Source organism: Moorena sp. SIO3I6 (assembly GCF_010672095.1).
The window spans coordinates 128,941-151,134 of record NZ_JAAHHU010000001.1 but is presented as its reverse complement, the minus strand read 5'-3'; the positions used below and the strand labels follow the sequence as shown (position 1 = coordinate 151,134).

The 22,194-nt window shown below is 42.1% G+C and carries 21 protein-coding genes and 1 pseudogene; 12 read left to right on the top strand and 10 right to left on the bottom strand.

The features are described 5' to 3' along the window. Positions 1-191 precede the first annotated feature (191 nt). On the bottom strand, positions 192-404 hold the full coding sequence (locus F6K49_RS00685; RefSeq protein WP_293020610.1) for a DUF433 domain-containing protein: 213 nt from the start codon (positions 402-404) through the stop codon (positions 192-194). A 173-nt stretch (positions 405-577) separates the two neighbouring features. Between F6K49_RS00685 and F6K49_RS00680 the strand changes: the two are divergent. The 3 genes and pseudogenes from F6K49_RS00680 to crtR form a co-directional block, all read left to right on the top strand. Continuing rightward, positions 578-679, top strand: a pseudogene (locus F6K49_RS00680) (IS5/IS1182 family transposase); the annotation flags it as partial. Positions 680-1,385: 706 nt separating this feature from the next. Then, entirely contained in the window at positions 1,386-1,553 is a 168-nt protein-coding gene (locus F6K49_RS00675) for a hypothetical protein (RefSeq protein WP_293043680.1), read from the top strand. Between the two features lie 264 nt (positions 1,554-1,817). Next, the gene (crtR, locus tag F6K49_RS00670; protein WP_293066491.1) at positions 1,818-2,720 is read left to right on the top strand and encodes a beta-carotene hydroxylase; all 903 of its coding nucleotides are present in this window, start codon (positions 1,818-1,820) and stop codon (positions 2,718-2,720) included. Between the two features lie 229 nt (positions 2,721-2,949). On the opposite strand, the gene aroH is transcribed toward crtR, so the two are convergent. Continuing rightward, positions 2,950-3,336: a chorismate mutase gene (aroH, locus tag F6K49_RS00665; RefSeq protein WP_293066528.1), complete on the bottom strand. Its 387-nt coding sequence runs from the start codon at positions 3,334-3,336 to the stop codon at positions 2,950-2,952. A 74-nt stretch (positions 3,337-3,410) separates the two neighbouring features. Further along, complete coding sequence (sppA, locus tag F6K49_RS00660; protein ID WP_293020347.1) at positions 3,411-4,235, bottom strand: signal peptide peptidase SppA; 825 nt, start codon at positions 4,233-4,235, stop codon at positions 3,411-3,413. A gap of 322 nt (positions 4,236-4,557) precedes the next feature. On the opposite strand from sppA, the gene F6K49_RS00655 reads away from it, so the two are divergent. The 4 genes from F6K49_RS00655 (at position 4,558) to F6K49_RS00640 (ending at position 8,711) form a co-directional block, all read left to right on the top strand. After that, the gene (locus F6K49_RS00655) at positions 4,558-5,544 is read left to right on the top strand and encodes an EamA family transporter (RefSeq protein WP_293082199.1); all 987 of its coding nucleotides are present in this window, start codon (positions 4,558-4,560) and stop codon (positions 5,542-5,544) included. Positions 5,545-5,761: 217 nt separating this feature from the next. Further along, the gene (locus tag F6K49_RS00650) at positions 5,762-7,069 is read left to right on the top strand and encodes a HEAT repeat domain-containing protein (RefSeq protein ID WP_293093196.1); all 1,308 of its coding nucleotides are present in this window, start codon (positions 5,762-5,764) and stop codon (positions 7,067-7,069) included. 227 nt (positions 7,070-7,296) lie between these two features. After that, on the top strand, positions 7,297-8,388 hold the full coding sequence (locus F6K49_RS00645) for a glycosyltransferase family 4 protein (protein ID WP_293066484.1): 1,092 nt from the start codon (positions 7,297-7,299) through the stop codon (positions 8,386-8,388). Between the two features lie 122 nt (positions 8,389-8,510). Next, positions 8,511-8,711, top strand: coding sequence for a hypothetical protein (locus F6K49_RS00640; protein ID WP_070390908.1), 201 nt, complete (start codon positions 8,511-8,513; stop codon positions 8,709-8,711). A 145-nt stretch (positions 8,712-8,856) separates the two neighbouring features. Here the strand turns inward: F6K49_RS00640 and asnS are convergent, their stop codons facing one another. Further along, positions 8,857-10,245, bottom strand: a complete 1,389-nt coding sequence (gene asnS / locus F6K49_RS00635) for an asparagine--tRNA ligase (protein WP_293066481.1) — start codon at positions 10,243-10,245, stop codon at positions 8,857-8,859. A gap of 427 nt (positions 10,246-10,672) precedes the next feature. Between asnS and F6K49_RS00630 the strand changes: the two genes are divergently transcribed. Further along, positions 10,673-11,167 (top strand): hypothetical protein, encoded by a 495-nt coding sequence (locus F6K49_RS00630; RefSeq protein ID WP_293020334.1) that lies wholly within the window; start codon positions 10,673-10,675, stop codon positions 11,165-11,167. 11 nt (positions 11,168-11,178) lie between these two features. Here F6K49_RS00630 and F6K49_RS00625 read toward each other — a convergent pair whose 3' ends face one another. Then, complete coding sequence (locus F6K49_RS00625) at positions 11,179-12,285, bottom strand: tetratricopeptide repeat protein (RefSeq protein WP_293082197.1); 1,107 nt, start codon at positions 12,283-12,285, stop codon at positions 11,179-11,181. Positions 12,286-13,094: 809 nt separating this feature from the next. On the opposite strand from F6K49_RS00625, the gene F6K49_RS00620 reads away from it, so the two are divergent. The 4 genes from F6K49_RS00620 to F6K49_RS00605 all read left to right on the top strand — a co-directional run bounded on the left by F6K49_RS00620 (position 13,095) and on the right by F6K49_RS00605 (position 14,647). Beyond that, positions 13,095-13,292 (top strand): hypothetical protein, encoded by a 198-nt coding sequence (locus F6K49_RS00620; protein ID WP_293066475.1) that lies wholly within the window; start codon positions 13,095-13,097, stop codon positions 13,290-13,292. A gap of 238 nt (positions 13,293-13,530) precedes the next feature. After that, a complete protein-coding gene (locus F6K49_RS00615; RefSeq protein ID WP_293066472.1) occupies positions 13,531-13,806 on the top strand; it encodes a hypothetical protein in 276 nt (91 codons plus the stop codon). A gap of 85 nt (positions 13,807-13,891) precedes the next feature. Further along, positions 13,892-14,116, top strand: coding sequence for a hypothetical protein (locus F6K49_RS00610; protein ID WP_293020328.1), 225 nt, complete (start codon positions 13,892-13,894; stop codon positions 14,114-14,116). Between the two features lie 249 nt (positions 14,117-14,365). Further along, positions 14,366-14,647 (top strand): hypothetical protein, encoded by a 282-nt coding sequence (locus F6K49_RS00605; protein WP_293066469.1) that lies wholly within the window; start codon positions 14,366-14,368, stop codon positions 14,645-14,647. A 196-nt stretch (positions 14,648-14,843) separates the two neighbouring features. On the opposite strand, the gene F6K49_RS00600 is transcribed toward F6K49_RS00605, so the two are convergent. The 5 genes from F6K49_RS00600 to F6K49_RS00580 form a co-directional block, all read right to left on the bottom strand. Then, on the bottom strand, positions 14,844-17,189 hold the full coding sequence (locus F6K49_RS00600) for a right-handed parallel beta-helix repeat-containing protein (RefSeq protein WP_293093189.1): 2,346 nt from the start codon (positions 17,187-17,189) through the stop codon (positions 14,844-14,846). 66 nt (positions 17,190-17,255) lie between these two features. Next, positions 17,256-17,690: a helix-turn-helix domain-containing protein gene (locus F6K49_RS00595; RefSeq protein WP_293020323.1), complete on the bottom strand. Its 435-nt coding sequence runs from the start codon at positions 17,688-17,690 to the stop codon at positions 17,256-17,258. 519 nt (positions 17,691-18,209) lie between these two features. After that, positions 18,210-18,995 (bottom strand): 16S rRNA (uracil(1498)-N(3))-methyltransferase, encoded by a 786-nt coding sequence (locus tag F6K49_RS00590; RefSeq protein WP_293020322.1) that lies wholly within the window; start codon positions 18,993-18,995, stop codon positions 18,210-18,212. Between the two features lie 223 nt (positions 18,996-19,218). Continuing rightward, positions 19,219-20,619, bottom strand: coding sequence for a TldD/PmbA family protein (locus tag F6K49_RS00585; RefSeq protein ID WP_293020320.1), 1,401 nt, complete (start codon positions 20,617-20,619; stop codon positions 19,219-19,221). Between the two features lie 511 nt (positions 20,620-21,130). Beyond that, the gene (locus F6K49_RS00580; RefSeq protein WP_293020318.1) at positions 21,131-21,757 is read right to left on the bottom strand and encodes a hypothetical protein; all 627 of its coding nucleotides are present in this window, start codon (positions 21,755-21,757) and stop codon (positions 21,131-21,133) included. Between the last annotated feature and the right edge of the window lie 437 nt (positions 21,758-22,194).

Below are 22,194 nucleotides of genomic sequence, written 5' to 3'. Positions count from 1 at the left end.
TCTTCCCACACTCCCCGCGCCCCCGCCCCACACTCCCCGCGCCCCCGCCCCACACTCCCCCATCTGTTTCTAATGCATCAAATTAAGCTTGCCACGCCAGTAGGGTGTGTTAGGAGCGGGCTTGCCCTCATGTTAAACTTCGTAGCGACTGCAACAGCCCGCTCCGTAACGCACCACCCAAAGGCTCGCTGCTAATTGCGTCGTGCAGCAAAAAGCAAACAACCTTGAATATCTGCCAGTTCCAAATCAGGGAAATCTTCTAAAATTTCAGTAACACTAACATTTTCAGCCAACATTTCTAAAATATCGGTAACTCGAATTCGCATCCCTCGAATGCAGGGACGACCACCACACTGACCAGGGGTTTGAGTAATGCGAGCGATCAAGCTGGTTTTTGAATTCATGAGGGTGTCTACAAGTTGCTTTGTTTATCTCTATTTTAGTTGCCGCTATTCCTGAATCAATCGTTTAATTCAGCTATCACATCATCAACTGTACCCCGAAAAATGTTACCTTGTTGATAGTCTTGGTAAGCTTTAGTAATATTAACAGCGATTTCTTCTCTTCTTTTTTCAACTGGTGTCGTCGTCTCAGCAAAGATTATGAAGTTCTACCAGCAACTTCTGAAACCATGATTCGAGTTGCCATGATTCGGATTATGCTTAGACGTTTAGCGTAGTCAATCACTTTTCAGACATCCTCTAAGACCTGCCGGGATTAAATTGCTAGGTTACTACAGGGTATCAAGGATAAAGTATCAAGTATCAAGTATGAAGGATAAAGGATAAAATCTGCTTGTTTGTGGCTCACTTATGGTTGAATAAAAACTTGATCCATAACCATAATTTATGTAAGCATTCAGCCGTCAGCCGTGAGCTAAAAGCTCACGCTACTTGAGGTGCCGTCAGCTTATTTTATTCAAAAGCACCTCAAGTAGCACCATCTGTAGCGCTAATCGCTGTTCGCTGATAGCTGATAGCTGATAGCTGATAGCTGATAGCTGATAGCTGATAGCTTACTAATTTAAACTACCAATTTCCTAGTTCCTATTTCCTAGTTGCCATTTCCTACTTCCCATTTACTACTGGGAGCATGTCACTTATGCAGAGAATTTGTACTAAAGCTATAGCCCCCTCATGTGTTTTAGCTTACTCTGATAGTAAATAGTTCATATGTTCTGCAACTTTGACCTGCTTCCCTTCTTACTTCTACTTCATATTCAAAGTCAACAATGCCAAAAGTTAAGAGTTGTCAGTGTTTCTTGACTCCGGGACAGTCTAATCGGTGATTATTTACTATTTGTTTATTTACCAGGGATGGTTCGAAAGGGTGAGCTGTTGGCAGTACAGACTCAACATTGAGAAACTGCTTTTGATGTCCGTTGTTTGGCGATCCCAACGGATGATTTAAGCAACTCTCAGAAGTTGGCAGGGGTAGTGGTTAACCTGATTGAAGCGGAACTCAACGAGGGAGCTTCACAGGACGTTTATCTGTGTGGCGAGTCGAAAGGAAGTCTGTCTGGCTTTGAAGGTAGCTCTGAAAACCACCCATAGGATTGACCGGATTATTTTGAGTAACCGAGCTACTTCTTTTAACCAACGACCTTTATTAATGCAAAGCGCGAGTGAGGAGGGGCTGCATCAAGACAAGGCTCCCCTCTCCTTACGGTCTGAGGGGGTGACTCCCCTCGTGACGAGAGTGATTTTCCTGAAATTGACTCTAGTTTCTGATTAGAAGCTCTAATCTTAACAAATCTTTATAATTGAGCCATTGTACCTTATACTACCAAAAGACAGTAGAAAGGAGAAAAAACAAGTATGTCGGAGGCCATCAAGCCGCTGACAGTGCCCAAGGAGTTCCTGGGTGCCCCGGATAAGTTTAACTTAACGTTACTCATGTTTGTGGCGGCGATCATCTTGGTGGTCTGTTCCACCAGTGGTTACTGGCTTTGGGATTTGCCTAACGCTTGCTGCTTTAGCATTAATGTCCTTGCCTTACACATGGTAGGAACAGTCATTCACGATGCCTCTCACCATGTTGCCCACAAAAACCGTTACGTCAATGCCCTGATGGGTCATGGTAGCGCCCTGATGTTAGGTTTTACCTTCCCAGTGTTCACGCGGGTTCATATGCAGCATCATGCCAATGTTAACGATCCCGAAAATGATCCCGATCATTTTGTTTCCACTGGTGGTCCGCTGTGGTTAATTGCAGTTCGCTTTTTTTATCACGAAATATTTTTTTTCAAGCGCCGTTTGTGGCGTAAGTATGAGCTCTGGGAGTGGTTTTTTAGCCGTCTATTCATCGCCATCATCATATATCTTGGTTGTCAATATGGCTTTTTAGACTACATCATGAACTATTGGTTTGTGCCAGCATTAGTTGTAGGTATAGCGCTAGGATTGTTCTTTGATTATTTGCCCCATCGTCCATTCAAAGAACGTGATCGCTGGAAAAATGCTAGAGTTTACCCCAGTCCCATCATAAACCTGCTAATTATGGGACAAAATTATCATCTAATTCATCACCTGTGGCCGACCATACCCTGGTACAAGTATCAGCCCGCCTACCGTGCTGTTAAACCCCTTTTAGATGAAAAAGGTTGTGATCAATCTCTAGGACTTCTGGCTCGAAAGAGTTTTTGGAACTTTGTATACGACATCTTTTTAGGAATTCGTTTCCACCGCAAATCATCTAATAGACAAACCGAATCAAGCTGAAATTTTTTTTGTTAATGGTTGACCATTGATGGTTGACCATTGATACATTTGACTCAATAAAATTGTCTTCATTTTAATTGTTAATTGTTAATTTTTAATTAATTGTTAATTAACCATTGACCATTGACCATTAACAATTTTATTTTGACTAATGACTAATAACAACTTGAACTGACCGCTGGCTAATTGGTAGGGTTAAGCCCCATTGTTAGTATAAATAACCTGACAACTAACGGCTGACTTGAGCTAAGGTCCAATCAGGCCTTAAATTTTTGGCCTGACGTAAATAGGGATGAGAAATTTCAAGTTGAGAAACAGGAGTGTTGATGTGGATTAAACACCGGATACAACGCTCTAGGCTGCCCTCGACATGCATCTGTTGCACATCAAGTAAAGGAACATGATCCCAATTCGGACGTTCTCGTGCGATCGCAGCTGGAAATTTAGCATCCAAATCACGGGTCGTGGTGAAAATGGCACTAATAATTTCTTGATGGTCGATTTGATTATGAGCTTCGAGTTCATCTAGCAGTTCCATCACTGCTTCTCGAATCGCTGCTACTGTATTTTCTGAGGCAGTTGTTGCCCCTCGAATTGCTCTAACTCTCCAGTGCAAGGTAATATCCTCCAAATTTCCCTGGGAGATTTGAGATTTTAGACTCTTGTTAAATCTCAAATCTCCATGTTATCTTATGGTCGGTACAACCATAGGGGCTGACCGCTAGTTGATAGTTCAAACTCTAACCAATCTATACCAACAGATATCTGAGATCTATTGCGAATAAGGTTACCCGGTAGCAAGCGACTCAACAATGGTTTGGGTTCTTCGATGGTGAAAGACTTGGTTTTCTCTGGGTCAAGACCCACCAATTCCGCTGCCCAGCAACGGGCATCTTCTTCAGTTCCCAGGCGATCAACCACCCCCAAGTTATGTGCTTGCTCACCAGTAAAAATCCTACCATCAGCAAAACTTTTTACCACATCTACATCTAGCTTGCGACTCTGGGCAACAGTTTGTACAAACTGTTGATAACTGGTATCGATCAACTCTTGAAGAATAGTTTTTTCAGGCTCAGTCAGTTCCCGGTCAAACGCCAAGATATCTTTGTACGGACCTGACTTAATGACTTTAAAGGAAACACCGATTTTATCCAACAAGCGCTCTATATTGTTTCCCCGCAGAATCACACCAATACTTCCAGTGATTGTACCAGGGTTCGCTACTATATGTTCCGCTCCCATGCCAATGTAAACACCCCCGGATGCGGAGATATTGCCAAAGCTAGCTACAATCTTCACCTTTTCTCGCAACTTCACCAAGGCGCTATAGATTTCCTGAGAATCCCCGACTGTACCACCAGGACTGTCAATCCGTAATAGTAAGACCGGAAATTTCTTTTCTTCAACAGTTTTTAGGGCTTCGAGGACCCGTTTACGGGTACCACCAGCGATCGCCCCCGTGATTTCAATTCGAGCAATTTGTTTGAGAGATTTGCGTTTAAACGGCCAAGGCATAGGTGATTGTGAGTATCTAGTGTAGATTTAACTGATTACTGGAGCTTGTATTTCTAGTTTGCATCATTTTATAAAACGGTTAGCTACTAAGGTGCTCAAAATAAATAAATAAACAAATAAACAAATATGAAAAGCTGGTTTAAGCTGTCGCCCATTTAAATTGTATGTTGTTGAGTAAGCTCGAAAATTCCACAACTCACTCCTGTACTCCTGAGCCCCCCTGATTTTGAGCCCAGTCAATATCTAAAGTCAATATCTAAATCAAATTTCTGACAGCTGCTTGAGTGTCGGTTATTTTTGTTCTTCACCATAAATCAGGATTATGCAACTAAAAGCCAACACAATACTGTCACCAAGGTCACTACTAGGTTCACTACTGCTGATTTCCCCCTTTTTTCTATGGGGTACAGCTATGGTAGCAATGAAAGGGGTGATCCCCAACACAACCCCTATGTTTATGGCTGGGGTGCGGTTAGTACCAGCAGGAGTTTTAGTATTAGGAGCAGCAACTGTGATGGGTCGCCCCCAGCCGAAAGGTTGGCTAGCCTGGCTGTGGATTAGCTTATTTGCCTTAGTGGATGGGGCAATGTTTCAGGGTTTCCTAGCCCAGGGATTGGTTAGCACTGGTGCGGGTTTGGGTTCGGTCATGATTGATAGTCAACCCCTAGTGGTCGCCCTGCTATCAGCATTGCTCTTTGGTGAACTTATTGGACTGTGGGGTTGGTTAGGACTAGGATTTGGTATAGTAGGAATCAGCTTGATTGGCTTGCCCGATCAATGGATTCTCAGCCTTTTTACTGGCAACGCTCAAGCTATAGAATTAAGCTGGGAACAGCTGTTTGATCATGGAGAGTGGCTGATGCTGTTAGCATCCCTTTCCATGGCAGTAGGAACAGTAATGGTTCCCATTATCAGCCGCTATGCTGACCCAGTTGCTGCGGTTGGTTGGCACATGATCCTAGGAGGATTACCGTTATTTGCCCTCTCTAGTGTCATAGAATCCCAGCAATGGGTGAATATTGATGGAGTTGGCTGGATCGCATTAGCTTACTCCACTGTTTTCGGGAGTGCGATCGCATACGGTATATTCTTCTACTTTGCCTCCAAGGGTAATCTCACTAGTCTGTGTAGCTTAACCTTTCTGACACCAGTATTTGCCCTGCTATTTGGGAATTTAGTGTTGTCTGAGGTACTCAGTTCCCTACAGTGGACTGGTGTGTGCGTGACATTGCTTAGCGTTTATCTAGTCAATCAGCGGGAACAAATAGCCACTCGGATCAAAGCAAGGCTCGCAAACAACAGCGGCTAGCCAAAGGGGAAAACTGGCAGTGGAAACAACAACTGAGATCGTCTGAAGAAGGTAGTGCTAAGCTAGCATAAACCCAGCAGTGAAGCCGATTTGATACAATTGAGATTAATCGAGCCAAAATTATGTTGCTCGAACGAGTAAAGCACATGGGATTTAGCGTTGTGTGTTAAGTGCGTAAGCTAGAATTGGCGTTCACATTCGAGTCCTGTAGAATTTTATGACTCGCCATTGGTCTATCATACTTGTAGCTACCTGTTTGAACTGCCTAGGCTGGTTCCCAGCACCCAGCCAAGCGGTGAAATTAGAAAAAGCGATGTTCCTTAGGAACCGCTTCGCGAACGCATTTTCACCCAACAACCTCCCTGACCCATTGCTAATCGCTCAATCTCCCACTTCTGCCACAGAAACTGACCAACCAATTCTGCTCAAAGGGAGTCGGGGCAAAGAGGTGGCTCTTGTGCAAGCCAAGCTAAAGCATCTTGGCTTCTACGATGGGCTTGAAGATGGTGTTTATGGTGAAGATACAGAGAAAGCAGTCGCTTTATTCCAAGAATCCGTTGGATTGAGAAAACTGGGTGTTGTTGATTCTGTTACTAGGAAGGAATTGGAGCAAGCCTACGCTGCTAAGACCACAACCACCAGCACGAGTTCAGCTCCAAACTCAGGTCAATTAGTGGCAGCCGAATCGACTACTGCAGAATCGACTACTACCGAACCTTCGACCCAGGAAAAGAGCCCGTCATCATGGTTGATCATCCCAGCCATCATCATGGCTGGTGGCGGTTTTTTCCTATTCAAGTGGCTGACTAAACCAAAACGACCCGTAGACTCACCATTAGCGTCCTCCACAGAAAACCAAGCTAAACAAGATACTACAGTCAATAACCTCAAAGTCCAAGTGTCAACTGACTCCCAAAACCACCATCCTCAGAGCGGTTATAACCATAGCGCTAGTTATGAGGTTGCCAATTCTAGCAATCCTCAACCTCAGTCTTTAGCTGATTCCTTACATGTCAAAAAGACCACTCGCCTGACTAAATTTAGTATTGTTGAGGAATTAATCAGAGAATTAGAAGACCCAGATCCAAAAAAGCGACAACAAGCTATCTGGGAATTAGCCCAAAAGGGGGATTCCAGGGCAGTAAAGCCCCTAGTGGACTTAATGCTAGATTCTGATTCTAAGCAGCGTGGTTTGATTTTGGAAGCCTTATCCCAAATTAGCACCAAAACTCTCAAACCGATTAACAAAGCCCTAGCCATTTCTTTGCAGGATGACAACCCCCAAGTCCGGAAAAATGCGATTCGGGATGCAACGCGAATTTATGAATTACTAAACCAAGTCTTGCAGATGTTGCGTCACGCTACCGATGACCCGGATTCCGAAGTGCGAGAAACGGCAAAATGGGCAATCGATCAGTTTAATAAAATGCGCCCTTCCACTAAACTGGATAGTTTGCCACCAGCACAAAATTACCTGAATTCATCAGAAAATAATTCAAACCATTACCAAGATAATAGCGACTAGTTAGGGAAATTCATAACAGGTAATAAAAGTTTAGTAACCTTTACTTACCGTGCTATGATAGGGAAGTGTAAACCGTTAAAATGGAATAGCATAGAATAAAAGTTTACTCAGCTTTACTTACCGTGCTTTAAGTTTAAAATCATAAATATTTTGAAGTTAAATTTGATTAATTATAAGTTTATCATTATAGTTTTAATTATCAAATTGCCAGGGTTAATTTTCAATTAATGAGCCAATTAAATTCCCTGAAATTGCTATTAATTTCCACCCCAGTTGGTCCGTTGGGTTCAGGCTTAGGTGGTGGCGTTGAGTTGACTTTACGTAACATTGCTACGGAATTGATTAATCGGGGTCACAGGATCACAATTGTGGCAACTAAAGGATCTACAGCTTGGGGAATGCCTCTGGTAGAAATTGATGGTGTTCTGCAAACTAGTATTCAAACTCAAACAAGAGAGACTCCTACTATCATCCCCCCATCCTCGGTATTGGCTAATATGTGGGACTATGGGCGGCAAGTTCAAACTGACTATGACTTGATTGTGAACTTTGCCTACGACTGGTTACCGTTTTACCTAACCCCCTTTTTCACTCGTCCCATTGCTCACCTAGTGAGTATGGGTTCATTAACCGAGGGGATGGATCAGATCATCGAACAAGTTGCCATTAATTTCCCTGGCACAATTGGGGTTCATTCAATGGCTCAAGGGGCAACATTTTCATTCAAGAATCGCTGTCGTTGTTTGGGCAATGGCATTGATTTGTCTGTGTATTCCTGTTGTGACTCTCCCTCACCCTGGCTCGGCTGGGTGGGTCGAATTTCTCCAGAAAAAGGCTTAGAAGATGCAGTGGCAGCATCAGATATAACGGCTAAGCCACTAAAAATTATGGGTCTTATACAAAATCAACCCTATTGGCAGCAGATTCTCAACGATTACCCCAATGCCCCTATAGAATACCTGGGTTTTCTCCCAACTGATCAACTCCAAAAACACTTGCGCCAGTGTCGAGCCTTACTGATGACGCCTCATTGGGTGGAAGCATTTAGTACTGTGGCAATGGAAGCCCTCGCTTGTGGAGTGCCAGTCATTTCCTATGACCGTGGTGGATCAGCAGAAATTATCGAAGATGGTAAAAATGGCTTTTTGGTAGAACTCGATTCTGTGGAAGGCTTGGTAGAAGCCTTGGGAAATTTGGATAGAATTGACCGCCGTGAATGCCGTCGCCTCCTCGAAGTTAAATACTCTAATCAGGCCATGGGCGATCGCGTAGAGCAGTGGCTCTGGGATATTTTAAAGGAAAGTCGTGATAGTTGCTAGTTCATTAAGATTTGTAACTAAAAGTAATTTTGTAGTTTTTGATACAGAATAACTGCTATAGTTATAAATGTAAGGGAAGTTAATTCCATAACAATCTTATATAAGCAATCGGAGAAAGGAAAATGTCTACTCAAGAAAAAGCTAGGGCTCTGATGATGAATCACCATCACATGATCAAAAATCGTCAGCAATCTATGCTCGGTCGCGTTGCTTCCGAAGTAGGACTAGATAGCTTAGATTCTGACTACTGGGGTACTATCCAAGGCAAACCCCATCCTAGTTTCCGCTCTACCTATGACCGTAGCCATGCTGCACTTAGCTAGTACTGTGTCAATCTAGTTTTGGGTAGTGGTAAACAATTCGTGATTTTAGCTTCCGTTACCTTTACCAGACCGTAGCCAAACCACGACATCTTTACCACTACCCATCTTTGGCGGCTGTGGGCAGAACCAACCATAGTTTTGATTTTTAGAACTCTGCACTTAAAGGAGTTCTGGGAAACGGAATTACATCCCGAATATTTGCCATACCAGTCATAAATTGCACCAATCGCTCAAATCCTAAACCAAATCCAGCATGGGGCACTGTACCATAACGTCGCAAATCCAAATACCACCATAAATCTTCTGGATTCATCCCCTGATTCTGAATTCGCTTCTCTAATATATCCAGCCGTTCTTCCCGCTGAGCACCACCGATAATCTCCCCAATCCTAGGCGCAAGCACATCCATTGCTGCTACAGTCTTTTCGTCGTCGTTTAAGCGCATATAAAAGGCTTTAATCTCTACTGGATAATCCGTGACAATGACGGGCTTTTTAAACAACTCTTCGGCTAGATACCGTTCGTGTTCTGACTGCAAATCTACACCCCAACTGACCGCATACTCAAACTTACGATCCGTTTTCTCCAGTAATGCGATCGCATCTGTATAAGTAATCCGCTCAAACTGATTATTGATAATATTATCAGCAGTAGCGAGAACATTGTTATCTATCCGCTTGTTGAAAAATTCCAGATCTTCTGGACAGTTTTCCAATACTGACTTAAATACATGCTTGAGAAAGGCTTCTGCTAAATCCATATCCCCCTTCAAATCGCAGAATGCCATCTCAGGCTCGACCATCCAAAATTCTGCTAGATGTCGAGAGGTATTAGAATTCTCGGCTCGGAATGTAGGACCAAAGGTGTACACATCCCGAAACGCCATTGACATAATTTCTGCTTGTAATTGACCACTGACGGTCAGGTAAGTGGGTCGTCCAAAAAAGTCTTGAGTGTAATCGACTGCTTGATTATCGGTTTTGGGAATGTTCTTTAAGTCTAGGTTAGTGACACTGAACAACTCCCCCGCTCCTTCACAGTCACTAGCGGTGATAATTGGGGTATGAACCCACAAGAAGCCTCGTTCTTGGAAAAACTGATGAATGGCATTGGAACAGGCATTCCGAACTCGGAACACTGCACCTAGGGTATTGGTACGCGATCGCAAATGGCTAATGGTGCGCAAAAATTCAAAGGAGTGCCGTTTCTTCTGTAGGGGATAATTGGCATCTGCTTCCCCATATACTGTCACCGATGATGCTTTTACTTCAATGCGCTGTCCCTTGCCAAGAGATTCTACTAGTATACCAGTGACTTCTACTGATGAGCCAGTATTAAGCCGTTTCAGGATAGTCTCATAATCTGACAAGTCTGGATTGAGCACTACCTGTAAATTTGCCATGGAGGAGCCATCGTTGACTTCCATAAAGGCAAAGTCCTTTAATTCTCGTTTTGTCCGTACCCAGCCTTGAATGGTCAAAGACTGATCTGGTTGACCATTGCGCAAAACTTCAGCAATCCGTCGAATTTCCATAGCTTTCCTCAAAAATCTGAGATAACTGTAAACTTTTCTAAATTACCTGGTGGTCTTTAGCTCTAAAAATCTAAGTAAATATACTTAGAAAGGGCTTAATGTAAAGTTTAATGAACAAAACTCTTTAAAATGTTGCAATAAGTGAAGTATTCACTCATAATTATTAAACAAATGCAACGTTTGGTTAAGTTTCATCAAACGATTGGTCACCCAAGATAAGCAGTGAGCCTATTCACTTAAGCCAGGACAGAGTCGGGTTTGTCAGTAAATGGTTAGTTGGTAAAGGTGATCAGTAAGGATTAAGCACAATTACCGATTACCGATTACCGATTACCGATATATGTCCTGGGCCAAGCTTGTAGCCCCAGCTGCGATCGCACTGAGGGTAATAGCTTCCATTAAAACTAATTTAGAGAGGTATTTGTAAATGGTAGGTTTGTTTAAGCGCAATAAATCCAAGGGCTTTTATCTGGAGCTAGACGAAAGCGAAACTAGCACCCCCGAGCAACCGGCGGTAGAACAGAAGCCAGAACCGGCTAAAGCTGAGGCAACAGTGGAAACTCCGACCCCAGTAGCAACAGCTGAAGCAACAGTTGAAACTCCGACCGTAGAACCAACAGCTGTTGCTGCTGATACTAAATCTGCTCGTCAAGCGAAGAAAGAACAACTAGCAAAGGCTAAGGCTGAAGCAAAGGCTAAGAAACAAGCTGAAGCAGAAGCTAAAAACAAGGCAGCTGCTCCTGAGCCAACACCAGTAGCGGCAATCAATTCAGCAGCAGCACTTGTCAATAACAAGGCAAAAGGGCAGCCGGAAACGACCTTTGCGACCAAATACGTACCAATGATCATGCCTCGTCGGCGTCCTGGTCCTAGCATGAATAAGTTCCTCGACATGGCTGCTCAGATGCAGACCCCTCGTTAATAGATTAGTTATTACTCAAGAAACACTAGTCCACTATACAACTGAAATGCTGGATCCCAAGGAGTCTCGACCAGGCGAAATAAGTCGATATGAGACTCCAATTTTTCTAGCATATCTTGGTAGTCTAGAGCAGTTTGCGCAAAGGTGCTAAAGTCAGACCATACTGGCTTCTCAAGCAATCGAACATTTAAGTAATCAGCTAAGTTGTTCCAGTTGACTCTTGTAGTGCTTTGGTGTATACGAGAGTCTTGGGATTGCTTGTTCTGATGAGAAACTGGCTTGAGGGTTAGAGCAATTCCTTGCTGAAATTGATAATTGCGATCGCATAGTCTGAGAATACTGTGGCGCTTTGGTAAATGCAAGTCACAAACCATGGCATAGTCTAAGGTTTGGGTTTTGCGAGTTAAATTCCGTCGCGCATCTAAGTCTACTACCTTCTCAAACAAAGGCAAGCGTCCTTCTACTCGTTGGGTCACTTCCGACCAGTTAAAGCTAAAAGACCCCAACTGTCCCTGAGAGTTGTGACAAACTACAGTAGTTTCCTGGTCACTACTGTCAGAAAAATACTTAACTTGATAGATATTAATTGTTTTGATATCTGCTACAGATGCCCACAAACATTTTATTGATGCTTCTCGCAGTAAGGAGCCATAATACTTAAGTTCTCCCACTGGTCCAGTGCGATATAAACGCCAGCCTCTCGTAGGTAGCTGTAGCCTTGCGGTGTAAGGGTCTATCCCCAGGATACGAGCTAAGTTTTGAGCTGCTTTTGGTTTATCTTGTTGGCTGATCGGCTTTAGGACTAATACTCCCAATTGATTACTTTCAGGGTCAGCCGTTGCTTGGGCTAGGGCTTGTCGGCGCTGTTCTTTTGCCGTAGCTTCTAAGCGTGCTAGTCCCTGACGAGCTTGCGCCATAATTTTAGGAACAGGTGTTCCTTTCAGTAACTGTCGATAGATTCTTTCAGCTGCTTCTAGCTTACCTCTGACTTCCTGGAGCCGTCCTAGATAAAGCTGTGTCCAGGGATTATTGGGCTCTTGCTTCAGAAGTTGTTTAATTAATCGCGCAGCAGTTTGATAATCATGGTGCTCAAAAGCATCAGCAATTTGCTTAAGCATGATAGCGTTAGGTGTTAGATCACCAAGTGTTAGACATTCGGTCTCTCGCCTTTAACTTAAGTGTAAAATCAGATGCTCCTAGGGAGCAGTTAAAATCGCTGACTTTTTGTAGTCTTAAGGGATATTTGGGATTATTAAGGTATTAAGTTAAATTAGCGCTATACTTTAGCCGAATTTATCTAGCGCTCACTTTTTAAAGTGTTAAGGGGTATTTGGGGTAATTAAGTGAGTAGTTTAAATTAGCGCTATACTTTAGCCGAATTTATCTAGCGCTGATTTTTTGGGGTGTTAAGGGGTATTTGGGATAATTAAGTGAGTAGTTTAAATTAGCGCTATACTTTAGCCGAATTTATCTAGCGCTGATTTTTTGGGGTGTTAAGGAGTATTTGGGATAATTGAGGGAGTAGGTTAAATTAGCGCTATACTTTGGTCGAATTTATCTAGCGCTAATTTACAGCTGTTTTCAGATGAATCGACCTCACTCCCTTTAGCTACAAGCCCCCGTGGGTCCCCCAATTCTGGGGGACTTTAACTCAATTTCCCCCCAAAATTGGGGGGCTAGGGGGGCGAAAATTGCTGTAAATCAAGATAATTACCGTTAATCAGAATCTTCTCTATCTCCCTACTCCCTACTCCCTACTCCCTACTCCCTGACAAGTTTGTTACAAAAGTTTTTCAAATATGTTATAATTAAAGATTATTTATATGCTATAGTAGTATTATAGACGTGAAAACGTTAAGAGCCAGCCAACGATTTTCCAGGGTCTAGGGCTGGCTCTAGTCCCCCAGTTAAGGAGATACCTAAAATTATGACGTACTCTGAACGCCTCTATCCATGGGCGGTCATTCACCTATTGCCACAAATGCAACGGGTCGTTGTTGGTCGTTACCGGAACCGGTCCGATGCCGAAGGGCATTTGCAGGCACTTAAACGACTGATGCCTGATGGGAAATTTATTATTATTTTTGATTTACCTGAGCCTATGGAGAAAGAATCTGAAGAGTAAGATCGAAGAATGTGATCGCTTGTGCGATCGCATAATTTCTTAGATTGTTGGAATTTACGATAACTGTTGAAATTTCCAACAGTGAACGATTTTCACCCTTTGTTGCTGTTGCTAGTAGTATCCTGATTATCGAAAATTGCTGGAAATCCCGACAGTAAAGGATTTTCAGGCTTTGTTGCTGTTGCTAGCGCTATCGTGATCATCCGAAATTGTTGTAATTTTCGATAACTATCGCGCGTTGATTAAGCTAGCGCTATCGTTATTAGCCCAAATTGCTGGAATTTTCGATAACTATCGCCCGTTGCTCAACCAACGCGCCATTGACATGCAGTCACGCTACGCTCCGGAAGCGTTTCGGCAAAGCCGACGCTACGCGAACGCAAAGCGTGGCCAAAGGGCTCAGCTTCCGCGCTTATGCGATCGCGAATTGCTGGAAATCCCGACAGTAAAGGATTTTCAGGCTTTGTTGCTGTTGCTAGCGCTATTGACCTTTGGTCACGCTACGCGAACGTGATCATCCGAAATTGTTGTAATTTTCCATAACTATCGCCCGTTGCTGTTGCTAACGCGATGCTCGCTACGAGCCGCTACGCGAACGCATGATTTCTAAAATTGCTGGAAATTCAGACAGTAAAGGATTTTCACCCTTTGTTGCTCAACCAACGCAGTATCGAGATTATCCAAAATTGTTGAAATTTCCGACAGTAAAGGATTTTCACGGCTTTGTTGCTCAACAAGGGGGGATCACATTATTTCTAAAATTGTTGAAATTTCCGACAGTAAAGGATTTTCAGGCTTTGTTGCTGTTGCTAGCGCTATCGTGATCATCCGAAATTGTTGTAATTTTCGATAACTATCGTGGGTTGATTAAGCTAGCGCTATTGTTATTAGCCCAAATTGCTAGAATTTTCGATAACTATCGCGCGTTGCTCAAGCTAACGCGATCGCATTATTTCTAAAATTGCTGAAATTTCCGACAGTAAGGATTTTCACGGCTTTGTTGCTGTTGCTAGTAGTATCGTGATTACCCAAAATTGCTGAAATTTTCGACAGTAAAGGATTTTCACCCTTTGTTGATTAAGCTAGCGCTATTGTTATTAGCCCAAATTGTTGGAATTTTCGATAACTATCGTGGGTTGATTAAGCTAGCGCTATTGTTATTAGCCCAAATTGCTGGAATTTTCGATAATCCAAGGATTTTCACGGCTTTGTTGCTGTTGCTAGTGCGATTGACATGCAGTCAAGCTACGCGATCGCGATTAGCCCAAATTGCTGGAATTTACGACAGTCGGAGGATTGAGTGGAAAAATTTAACTACTGTTATAGTTATTGACCGCTTTTGCTGGCCAATGTGAATGATAGGGCGATCAACAAGGCTGAAGGCGTACGCATGATCATCAAAAATTGCTGAAATATCCGACAGTCAACGAATTGGAGTGAAAAACTTATCCCAACCTTATGTCATTAACTTATCATTATTGATAATTACCCAGTCTTTAAAACTGGTTATACCTCAAGATTTAGAGCATAGTTCACCGAAAAATAATTGAATTAAAGAGATCTATTAAGCTGATACTTGGATACTAACTTAGATTGCTTAAAAAGTGGCTTAAAAAGCCTACTTTGCCAGGCCCAACCCGTTATCAATGAGGCTAAAAAGCTATAAATATTAAAACTTAGCAAAAAAGTATATCCTAAATTTGCGCCTAATACTAGGGTGAGAGATATTATTTCGATAATATATTGTTTATTAAACCTATTTTTACGCAGTTTGTAAAATACAAATCCAATCACAGCTAAGGCTAAAGCTATAGTGGGAGTAATTACCAAACCCCCAGCTATAGCTACAGGTAAGGCAATAGAAAGACTTAGTATACCAGCAATTCCTAAATAGAATGGTCTATTACTCCTAAGAATACAGCGACGAAACAATGGATTACATCCTTCTTCAATTTGAATTCCTGGAAAAGGATGGTTTTCAATTCGACAACGACGGAGAGTAGGATTACTGTTATTATTAATTTGCACTCCTAGACTAGTATTAGCATAGATGTCGCAGTCTTCTAGAGTTCCTAATCCATTGTCTGTAATCCCAATTCCGAAACTTTTACCATCATAAATACGACAGCGACGGAGCGTGGGATTGCTACCTTTATCAATAGACACTCCTAGACTAGTATTACCATAGATATCGCAGTCTTCTAGAGTTCCTAATCCATTGTCTGTAATCCCAATTCCGAAACTTTTACCATCATAAATACGACAGCGACGGAGAGTAGGATTGCTACCTTTATCGATCTGCACTGCTGAATAAGTATTACCATAGATGTCGCAGTCTTCTAGGGTTCCTAATCCATTGTCTGTAATCCAAATTCCGTTTTGTTTATCATCATAAATACGACAGCGACGGAGCGTGGGATTGCTAGCTTTATCGATATCAACTCCTCGATAAGTATTACCATAGATGTCGCAGTCTTCTAGGGTTCCTAATCCATTGTATATAATCAAAATTCCGTTTTGTTTACCATCATAAATACGACAGTTACGGAGCGTGGGATTGCTAGCTTTATCGATCTGCACTCCTGAAGCAATATTGCCATAGATGCCGCAGTCTTCTATGGTGCCTAATCCATTGTCTGTAATCCAAATCCCGGTTTGTTTGCCATCATAAATCCGACAGCTACGGATGGTAGGATTGCTACCTTTAGTGATCTTAGCTCCTTGATAAGTATTGCCATAGATATCGCAGTCTTCTATGGTGCCTAATCCATTGTCTGTAATCCAAATTCCGTTTTCTTTACAATCATAAATACGACAGTTACGGAGCGTGATATTGCTATTTTTATTAATCTTAATTCCTTGATAATTATTGCTATAAATGTCGCAGTCTTCTATTACTCCTTGACCATTGTATTTAATTTCAATTCCGTCTTCTTTGCCATCATAAATACGACAGCGACGGATAGTAGGATTCCCACCTTTATCAATAGACACTCCTGAATAAGTATTGCCATAGATGTCGCAGTCTTCTAGGGTGCCTAATCCATTGTCTGTAATCCAAATTCCGTCTTCTTTACCATCATAAATACGACAGTTACGGATAGTGGGATTGCTAGCTTTACCGATATACACTCCTGGATAAGTATTACCATAAATGTCGCAGTCTTCTAGGGTGCCTAATCCATTGTCTGTAATCCAAATTCCGTCTTTTTTTCCATCATAAATACGACAGCGACCAATCGTGGGATTGCCAACTTTGTCAATATACACTCCTGAATAAGTATTGCCATATATGTCGCAGTCTTCTATAGTTCCTAATCCATTGTATTTAATCGAAATACCGCAACTTTTACCATCATAAATACGACAGCGACGGATCATGGGATTGCCACCTTTATCGATCTTCACTCCTGAATAAGTATTGCCATAGATGTCGCAGTCTTCTATTACTCCTTGACCATTATCTTTAATCTGAATACCGTTACCTTGCCCATCATGAATACAGCAGCGACGAATAATGGGATTTGCTTCAGAACCACAAATAACTATACCACAGTCATAGGCGGTCAGATCACAATCTTCAAGGATTAACTGTCCCTTGGGGACACACACACCTACAGTGGATTCTCGCAAAGTGAAGCCTCGCACTATTGCATAGTCTGTTTGCATCAGAATGCAGTTCAGATTAGTGGCCTCAATAACAATATCGGAGACTTTCCCATCTCCTAAAATTTCTAGAGATTTATCAATAACAATGCTTTCTCTATAAATCCCTGGCTTTACTAAAATTATGGTTTCAGGTTGGGCATTTTTAATCGCCTCCGCAATTGTTGTGTAGTCAGCCCTATCCGATTTAGCAACAACTACAGTTTTCTTTGAATATAAATTACTTGTCACAGTCTAAAAGTATTTAACGATTCACTGCTAGTTCCCCTAAACAGACCCAAAAATAGTAAAGTCCCACTAGCCAAAAAGTTTGGTCAAAATTTCCACAGAAGGATCAACTTCCAGCCACACTGTAGCTCCACAATCCTTGGGACAATTAGGTTGATAAACTAACCGAGACGGTCCTTTGATTTCCACATAATGACCGTAGGTGTTGCGATTACCTTGTTTGACGGTTAGGACAGGCTCGTAGGTGTCGTTCTTTTTATTTTGCCTAATGACGTTCTGGTTGACATGAACGTAAGTGGCCACCTTTTGGAAACCTCTTCTCCAGGTTCCCTTTGGTCCACGGCGACCGGGACTGACCTTGGGCAAGCCGTTAAATAGGGGAATTTGCCAAAATCTGCCAACTTTTTGAGCACCCTTAATTCTGCCATTTTTGAGAAGTTGACGGACTCGTTGGACACAAATTCCTAGAAGAAAAGCTGCTTGGGTAGTTCCGACTACGGTCATTTTTTTTGCTCCTTTAATTAGCGCTATACTTAGAATAACACATTATTTCTGTATTTGCCAAATTTTTACAAAAATTCATAAAGTGATACCGGAAATTTAAATAGCGCTACTCTTTTAGGGGTTGTAAAGAGTATATGGGATGATTAGTGTTGATGGCTATACTATAGCGCTAATTTAATTTTGGGATTCATGGAAGCTATACTATAGCGCGAACCTTATTCAGGGCTTACGGGGTGTATAAAGTAATTGGATTTAATCTTTTTTTAAAATAGCGCTATTTTTATTTCGAGCAAAAATTATCTAGCGCTATTTTTATTTCAGTTAGCTTACTATAACGCTATAGTTTGCGAAAATTTGGTGATCAAATTTTTTTTACTAGCCCTACCCTTTTAGAAGAGTTAAGGGTTGTATGGGTTGATTAGATTGAATTTCACACTTAAACTAGCGCTATAGTAATTGAATTGAACCATGGACAAACCCAGTTTATTGCCTAAGTTGCCCATGGATGTTATTAATTGCTTAAGCAAAATCCTCACCGTTTGCCTTAACTGATGATTCCGACACTGCTGCTACTATAGACAAGCTAACAATAGGAGCAGTGATAGCTCGGAGAATACGACTTCCTAGAGAAACAGCGATAAATCCAGCAGCAGTGGCTTGTTCTAGCTCTTGAGTTGTCCAACCACCCTCAGGTCCGGTAGCAATGACAATGCCAGGATGTTGAGCAGGGTCTGTTTGGCCAGTATCCAATCCTAATCGTAAATCTAATAAGCAATTGAGTAGATGGGGAGCCTTTCCCCGAGCTACACAAATATAGCGATAGGCTTCTAGGGTTTCCGGTAACTGAAGACTATCGGAAAAGTCAACAGGGTCAAGAATTTTCGGTACAACTTCCCGTTCTGATTGCTCTGCTGCTTCTTGGGTAATCCGTCGCCACCTCTGGAGCTTTTGAGGGCTAGGATTGAGTAAAGTGCGATCGCTTTTCAACGGCACAATCCGAGTCACTCCCAACTCCGTTGCCATCAGACAAATTTGCTCAAATCCACTCCCTTTAGGCATAGCCGCCATCAAGGTTACCTGTTTAGGCAATTCCGTTTGAATGTGCTCAGATGCGACAATTTTAGCTTGAGTCAAATCACCTTCTAGCTCGCTAACGTACCAGCCACCCTCTCCATCCATAGCAATAAAGCGATCGCCCTTTCTCAGCCGCAACACTCTAATTAGATAATGCTGTTGGGCATCAGTTAAAACAATCCCTTGGTCTTGACACTGTGTAGGTGATATCACCAAGCGTTGGATACTCATTGCTTTTGCTACAGTTGTAGGGAACTCTGGATCACAGACAACGACAGATAGCAGAGTGGGACTTTGGAGAATAGTTTTCGACTGTTACTAATGCTCGATTAGCCATTACTCCTTTGTTTTTCAACCTCCAACCTTCAACCTCCAACCTTCAACCTCCAAACCTCCAACCTTCAACCTCCAAACCTTGGCCTTTGGCCACGCTACGCGAACAACCTTCAAACCTTCAACCTTCAACTTCTCCACCAACTACCACATTCCGAATCCTTAAACTTGGTCCTGCACAGCCTACAGCTAAGCCACTTTGTCCACCTTTACCACAGCCACCGGATTCATCCCAATAGAAATCATCACCAATAGCTTCAATATCAGCTAAGGTCTTGAACACGTTACCAGAAAGGGTGACATCTCGCACAGGTTCAGCAATTTGACCATTGCGAATCATCCAAGCTTCTCCAGCGCTAAAGGTAAACATTTCACCATTAGTCATACCTCCTAGCCAATTTCGAGCATAGACTCCTACTGTGATATCATCGAATAAGTCTGCTACTGGAGTAGCTCCGGGTCCTATCCAAGTATTAGTCATCCGAACAATCGGCGGATAGTGGTAATTGAGACAACGAGCATTACCAGTAGGGGTTTCACCTAATCTACCAGCAGTTTCACGGGAGTGAAGACGTCCAACGAATACACCATCTTTAATCAACTGGGTGGTAGTGGCTGGAGTGCCTTCATCATCGTAGAAATAGCTACCTCGGTGTCCTTGGGTCGCAGCTCCATCAAAGATTTGCAATTCTTTTGGGCCAAAACGACGCCCTATACTCATCACTTCTAGTAAGTCAGGATTTTCATAAGCCATGTCAGCTTCAGATAGGTGTCCAAAGGCTTCGTGGACAAACAAACCAGTAAGGATGGGGTCGATGACTACTGTATAATTGCCACCAGTTACAGGTGGTAATGACAAAGCATCGACAGCGCGTTGAGCTGCTCCATGGACTTGTTGATCAAGATTGGTTAGATCTTCATAGCCTTGGCGAGAACCAATGGTTTCTCTACCAGTTTGGACACTATCGCCATTACGAGCAGTAGCAGCAAAACGCATTTCCAGATCTGCCCAAGACTGCTCTATCAAGGTACCTTCGGAAGTAGCAATGATGATGCGTTGGTTAATATCCCCATACCGGACAGAAGTAGTAGCAATGCTATTGTCATAACTTCTGAGAATTTGATTGTAGCGATCGCATAATGCTTTCTTCTGCGCCAAGGGAATTTCCCTAGGGTCTGTACCAGTCAGGGGTAACTTACAAACATCCTGTATTGGTTCAATGGGAGCAAGGGTGGTTTCTTGATTACCCACAATCCTAGCTGCTGCGATCGCATCTTCGACTCGTTCTTTAATAGCGCTAAGCTGGTTAAAACTCGAAAAACCCCATCCTCCATTATAACATGCCCTTACTTGTCCACCGATAGACAGACCTTCACTCAGGGTTTCTATCTTGTCACCCCGTAATAAAATGCTAGTTCCTTCGGCTTCTTCTAAGCGAATGGCTAAGTAATCGACGCGGGAGCCATATTGAGCAATTAGGTCACAGAGTAAGTTTTTGGTATCGGTTAGGACAATGGGCATAGTAGAGGATATAGCAAATAACTATTCTATTGTGCAATGAGTAGGGTATCTAGTGCTATTGTAAGCATTCAGCCGTCAGCTATCAGCTTATGTTCTTTGTTTTACGTGAGATGATGTTAAAACTTACAATATTATAGCACAATTTACCCCTTAGATTCTTCAACATAAGCAGCAAGGTAACCCTCAACCCTAGTCACTTCAATAATATTGACTACTTGTGACAATTCACACTATTCTCCAGAAGGAGCATCAACATCTCAATACCAAATCATAACTATTAACAATATTGATAATCATAACAAGAACCAAAAAACTACTGAAACCAATAATATTATTGCTTACCCCTTGATTTAGTCTCTATTATATTATATAGCACTACGCATTCAGATGTTTGACATTCATAAACTCCGAAACTTAGTCATAGCTTACTTTTGACTTCTGACTTCTAACTTCTGACTTGCGCGTAGCGCTATACTTCCCGATTTTTCTGGCCACTATCCCAGAATTATCACTAGGTTTCAGCAAGAGATTGAGGGCGAGTGCTATTAATAATCTGTGACAGAATACCGAGCAGAGCCTCTAAATTACCAATAAAGTGTTCTTCTGACTCAATATAAACCGAATTTTTGACCAATTTCATAAATTTCCAGAGGCTGCCAGTTGTTACTCCACCATAGATAAACGGAATAGGATTATTTTTGTGCTCATTAAAAATTTGAGCAGCAACCATTTCAGCAATACACTGAGGGATAGCGGATTTAAGGTTATCGTTTTTTGCTTCAACTAGAATAGCAATGGGAGCAGTAACATCCAACTGTTCAGGAGAATGACTAATGATAAAATCACACCTACCGTTTAGCCCTTTACTCTTATCAATAGTAAACTCTGTCCCAGAGAAAAGGCTAATTTTACGGTTAAATTGCTTGCGAATTTCAACTAAAATAGGAGCAACAATCAATTCAGAGCGGGCTTTTTCGGTATCGATTTCCAATCCTAGAGGAAGGTTTTCTTCCAAAATCTCGTTTAATAAAGGGCTAGGAGTAACTGGTTCAACTGATTCAAATAAATTAACTCGTTCTTGAATCGATAGGTTAAATTTATTTTTGAGTGTATCTAGAGTAAATTCACTGTAAGACATTGTATTAACTATATAGATTTGATTTATATCTATATACAGATGTTTTTTATCGGTTTAGGGAGAAAGTGATGGGTTAATGGGAGTAGGGAGTAGAAAGTAGGGAGTAGAGATAGGGAGTCAGGATTCATAACTCATAAATTTGACGTATTGTTAAGGGGAGTATTGTTGCCAAAAAAAAATCGGATTACTAGATGGGATTACTAGATGGGATTACTAGATGCGTTCGCGTAGCGGCTCTGAAAGAGCATCGCACTCAGCTTGTAGAATAACAAAATAGTAACTAATTATGGTAGCATCAACATTAGTTTGTCAGGTAGCAAAAATTATCTCTTTAGAATACTGGCTTAAGGATTACCGGAATAATACCAAATAGGTAGAGGGAGAATTAGTTAAAAAAAACGGTATCACCTTAAAGCACAGTCTAATTCACGCTAAAC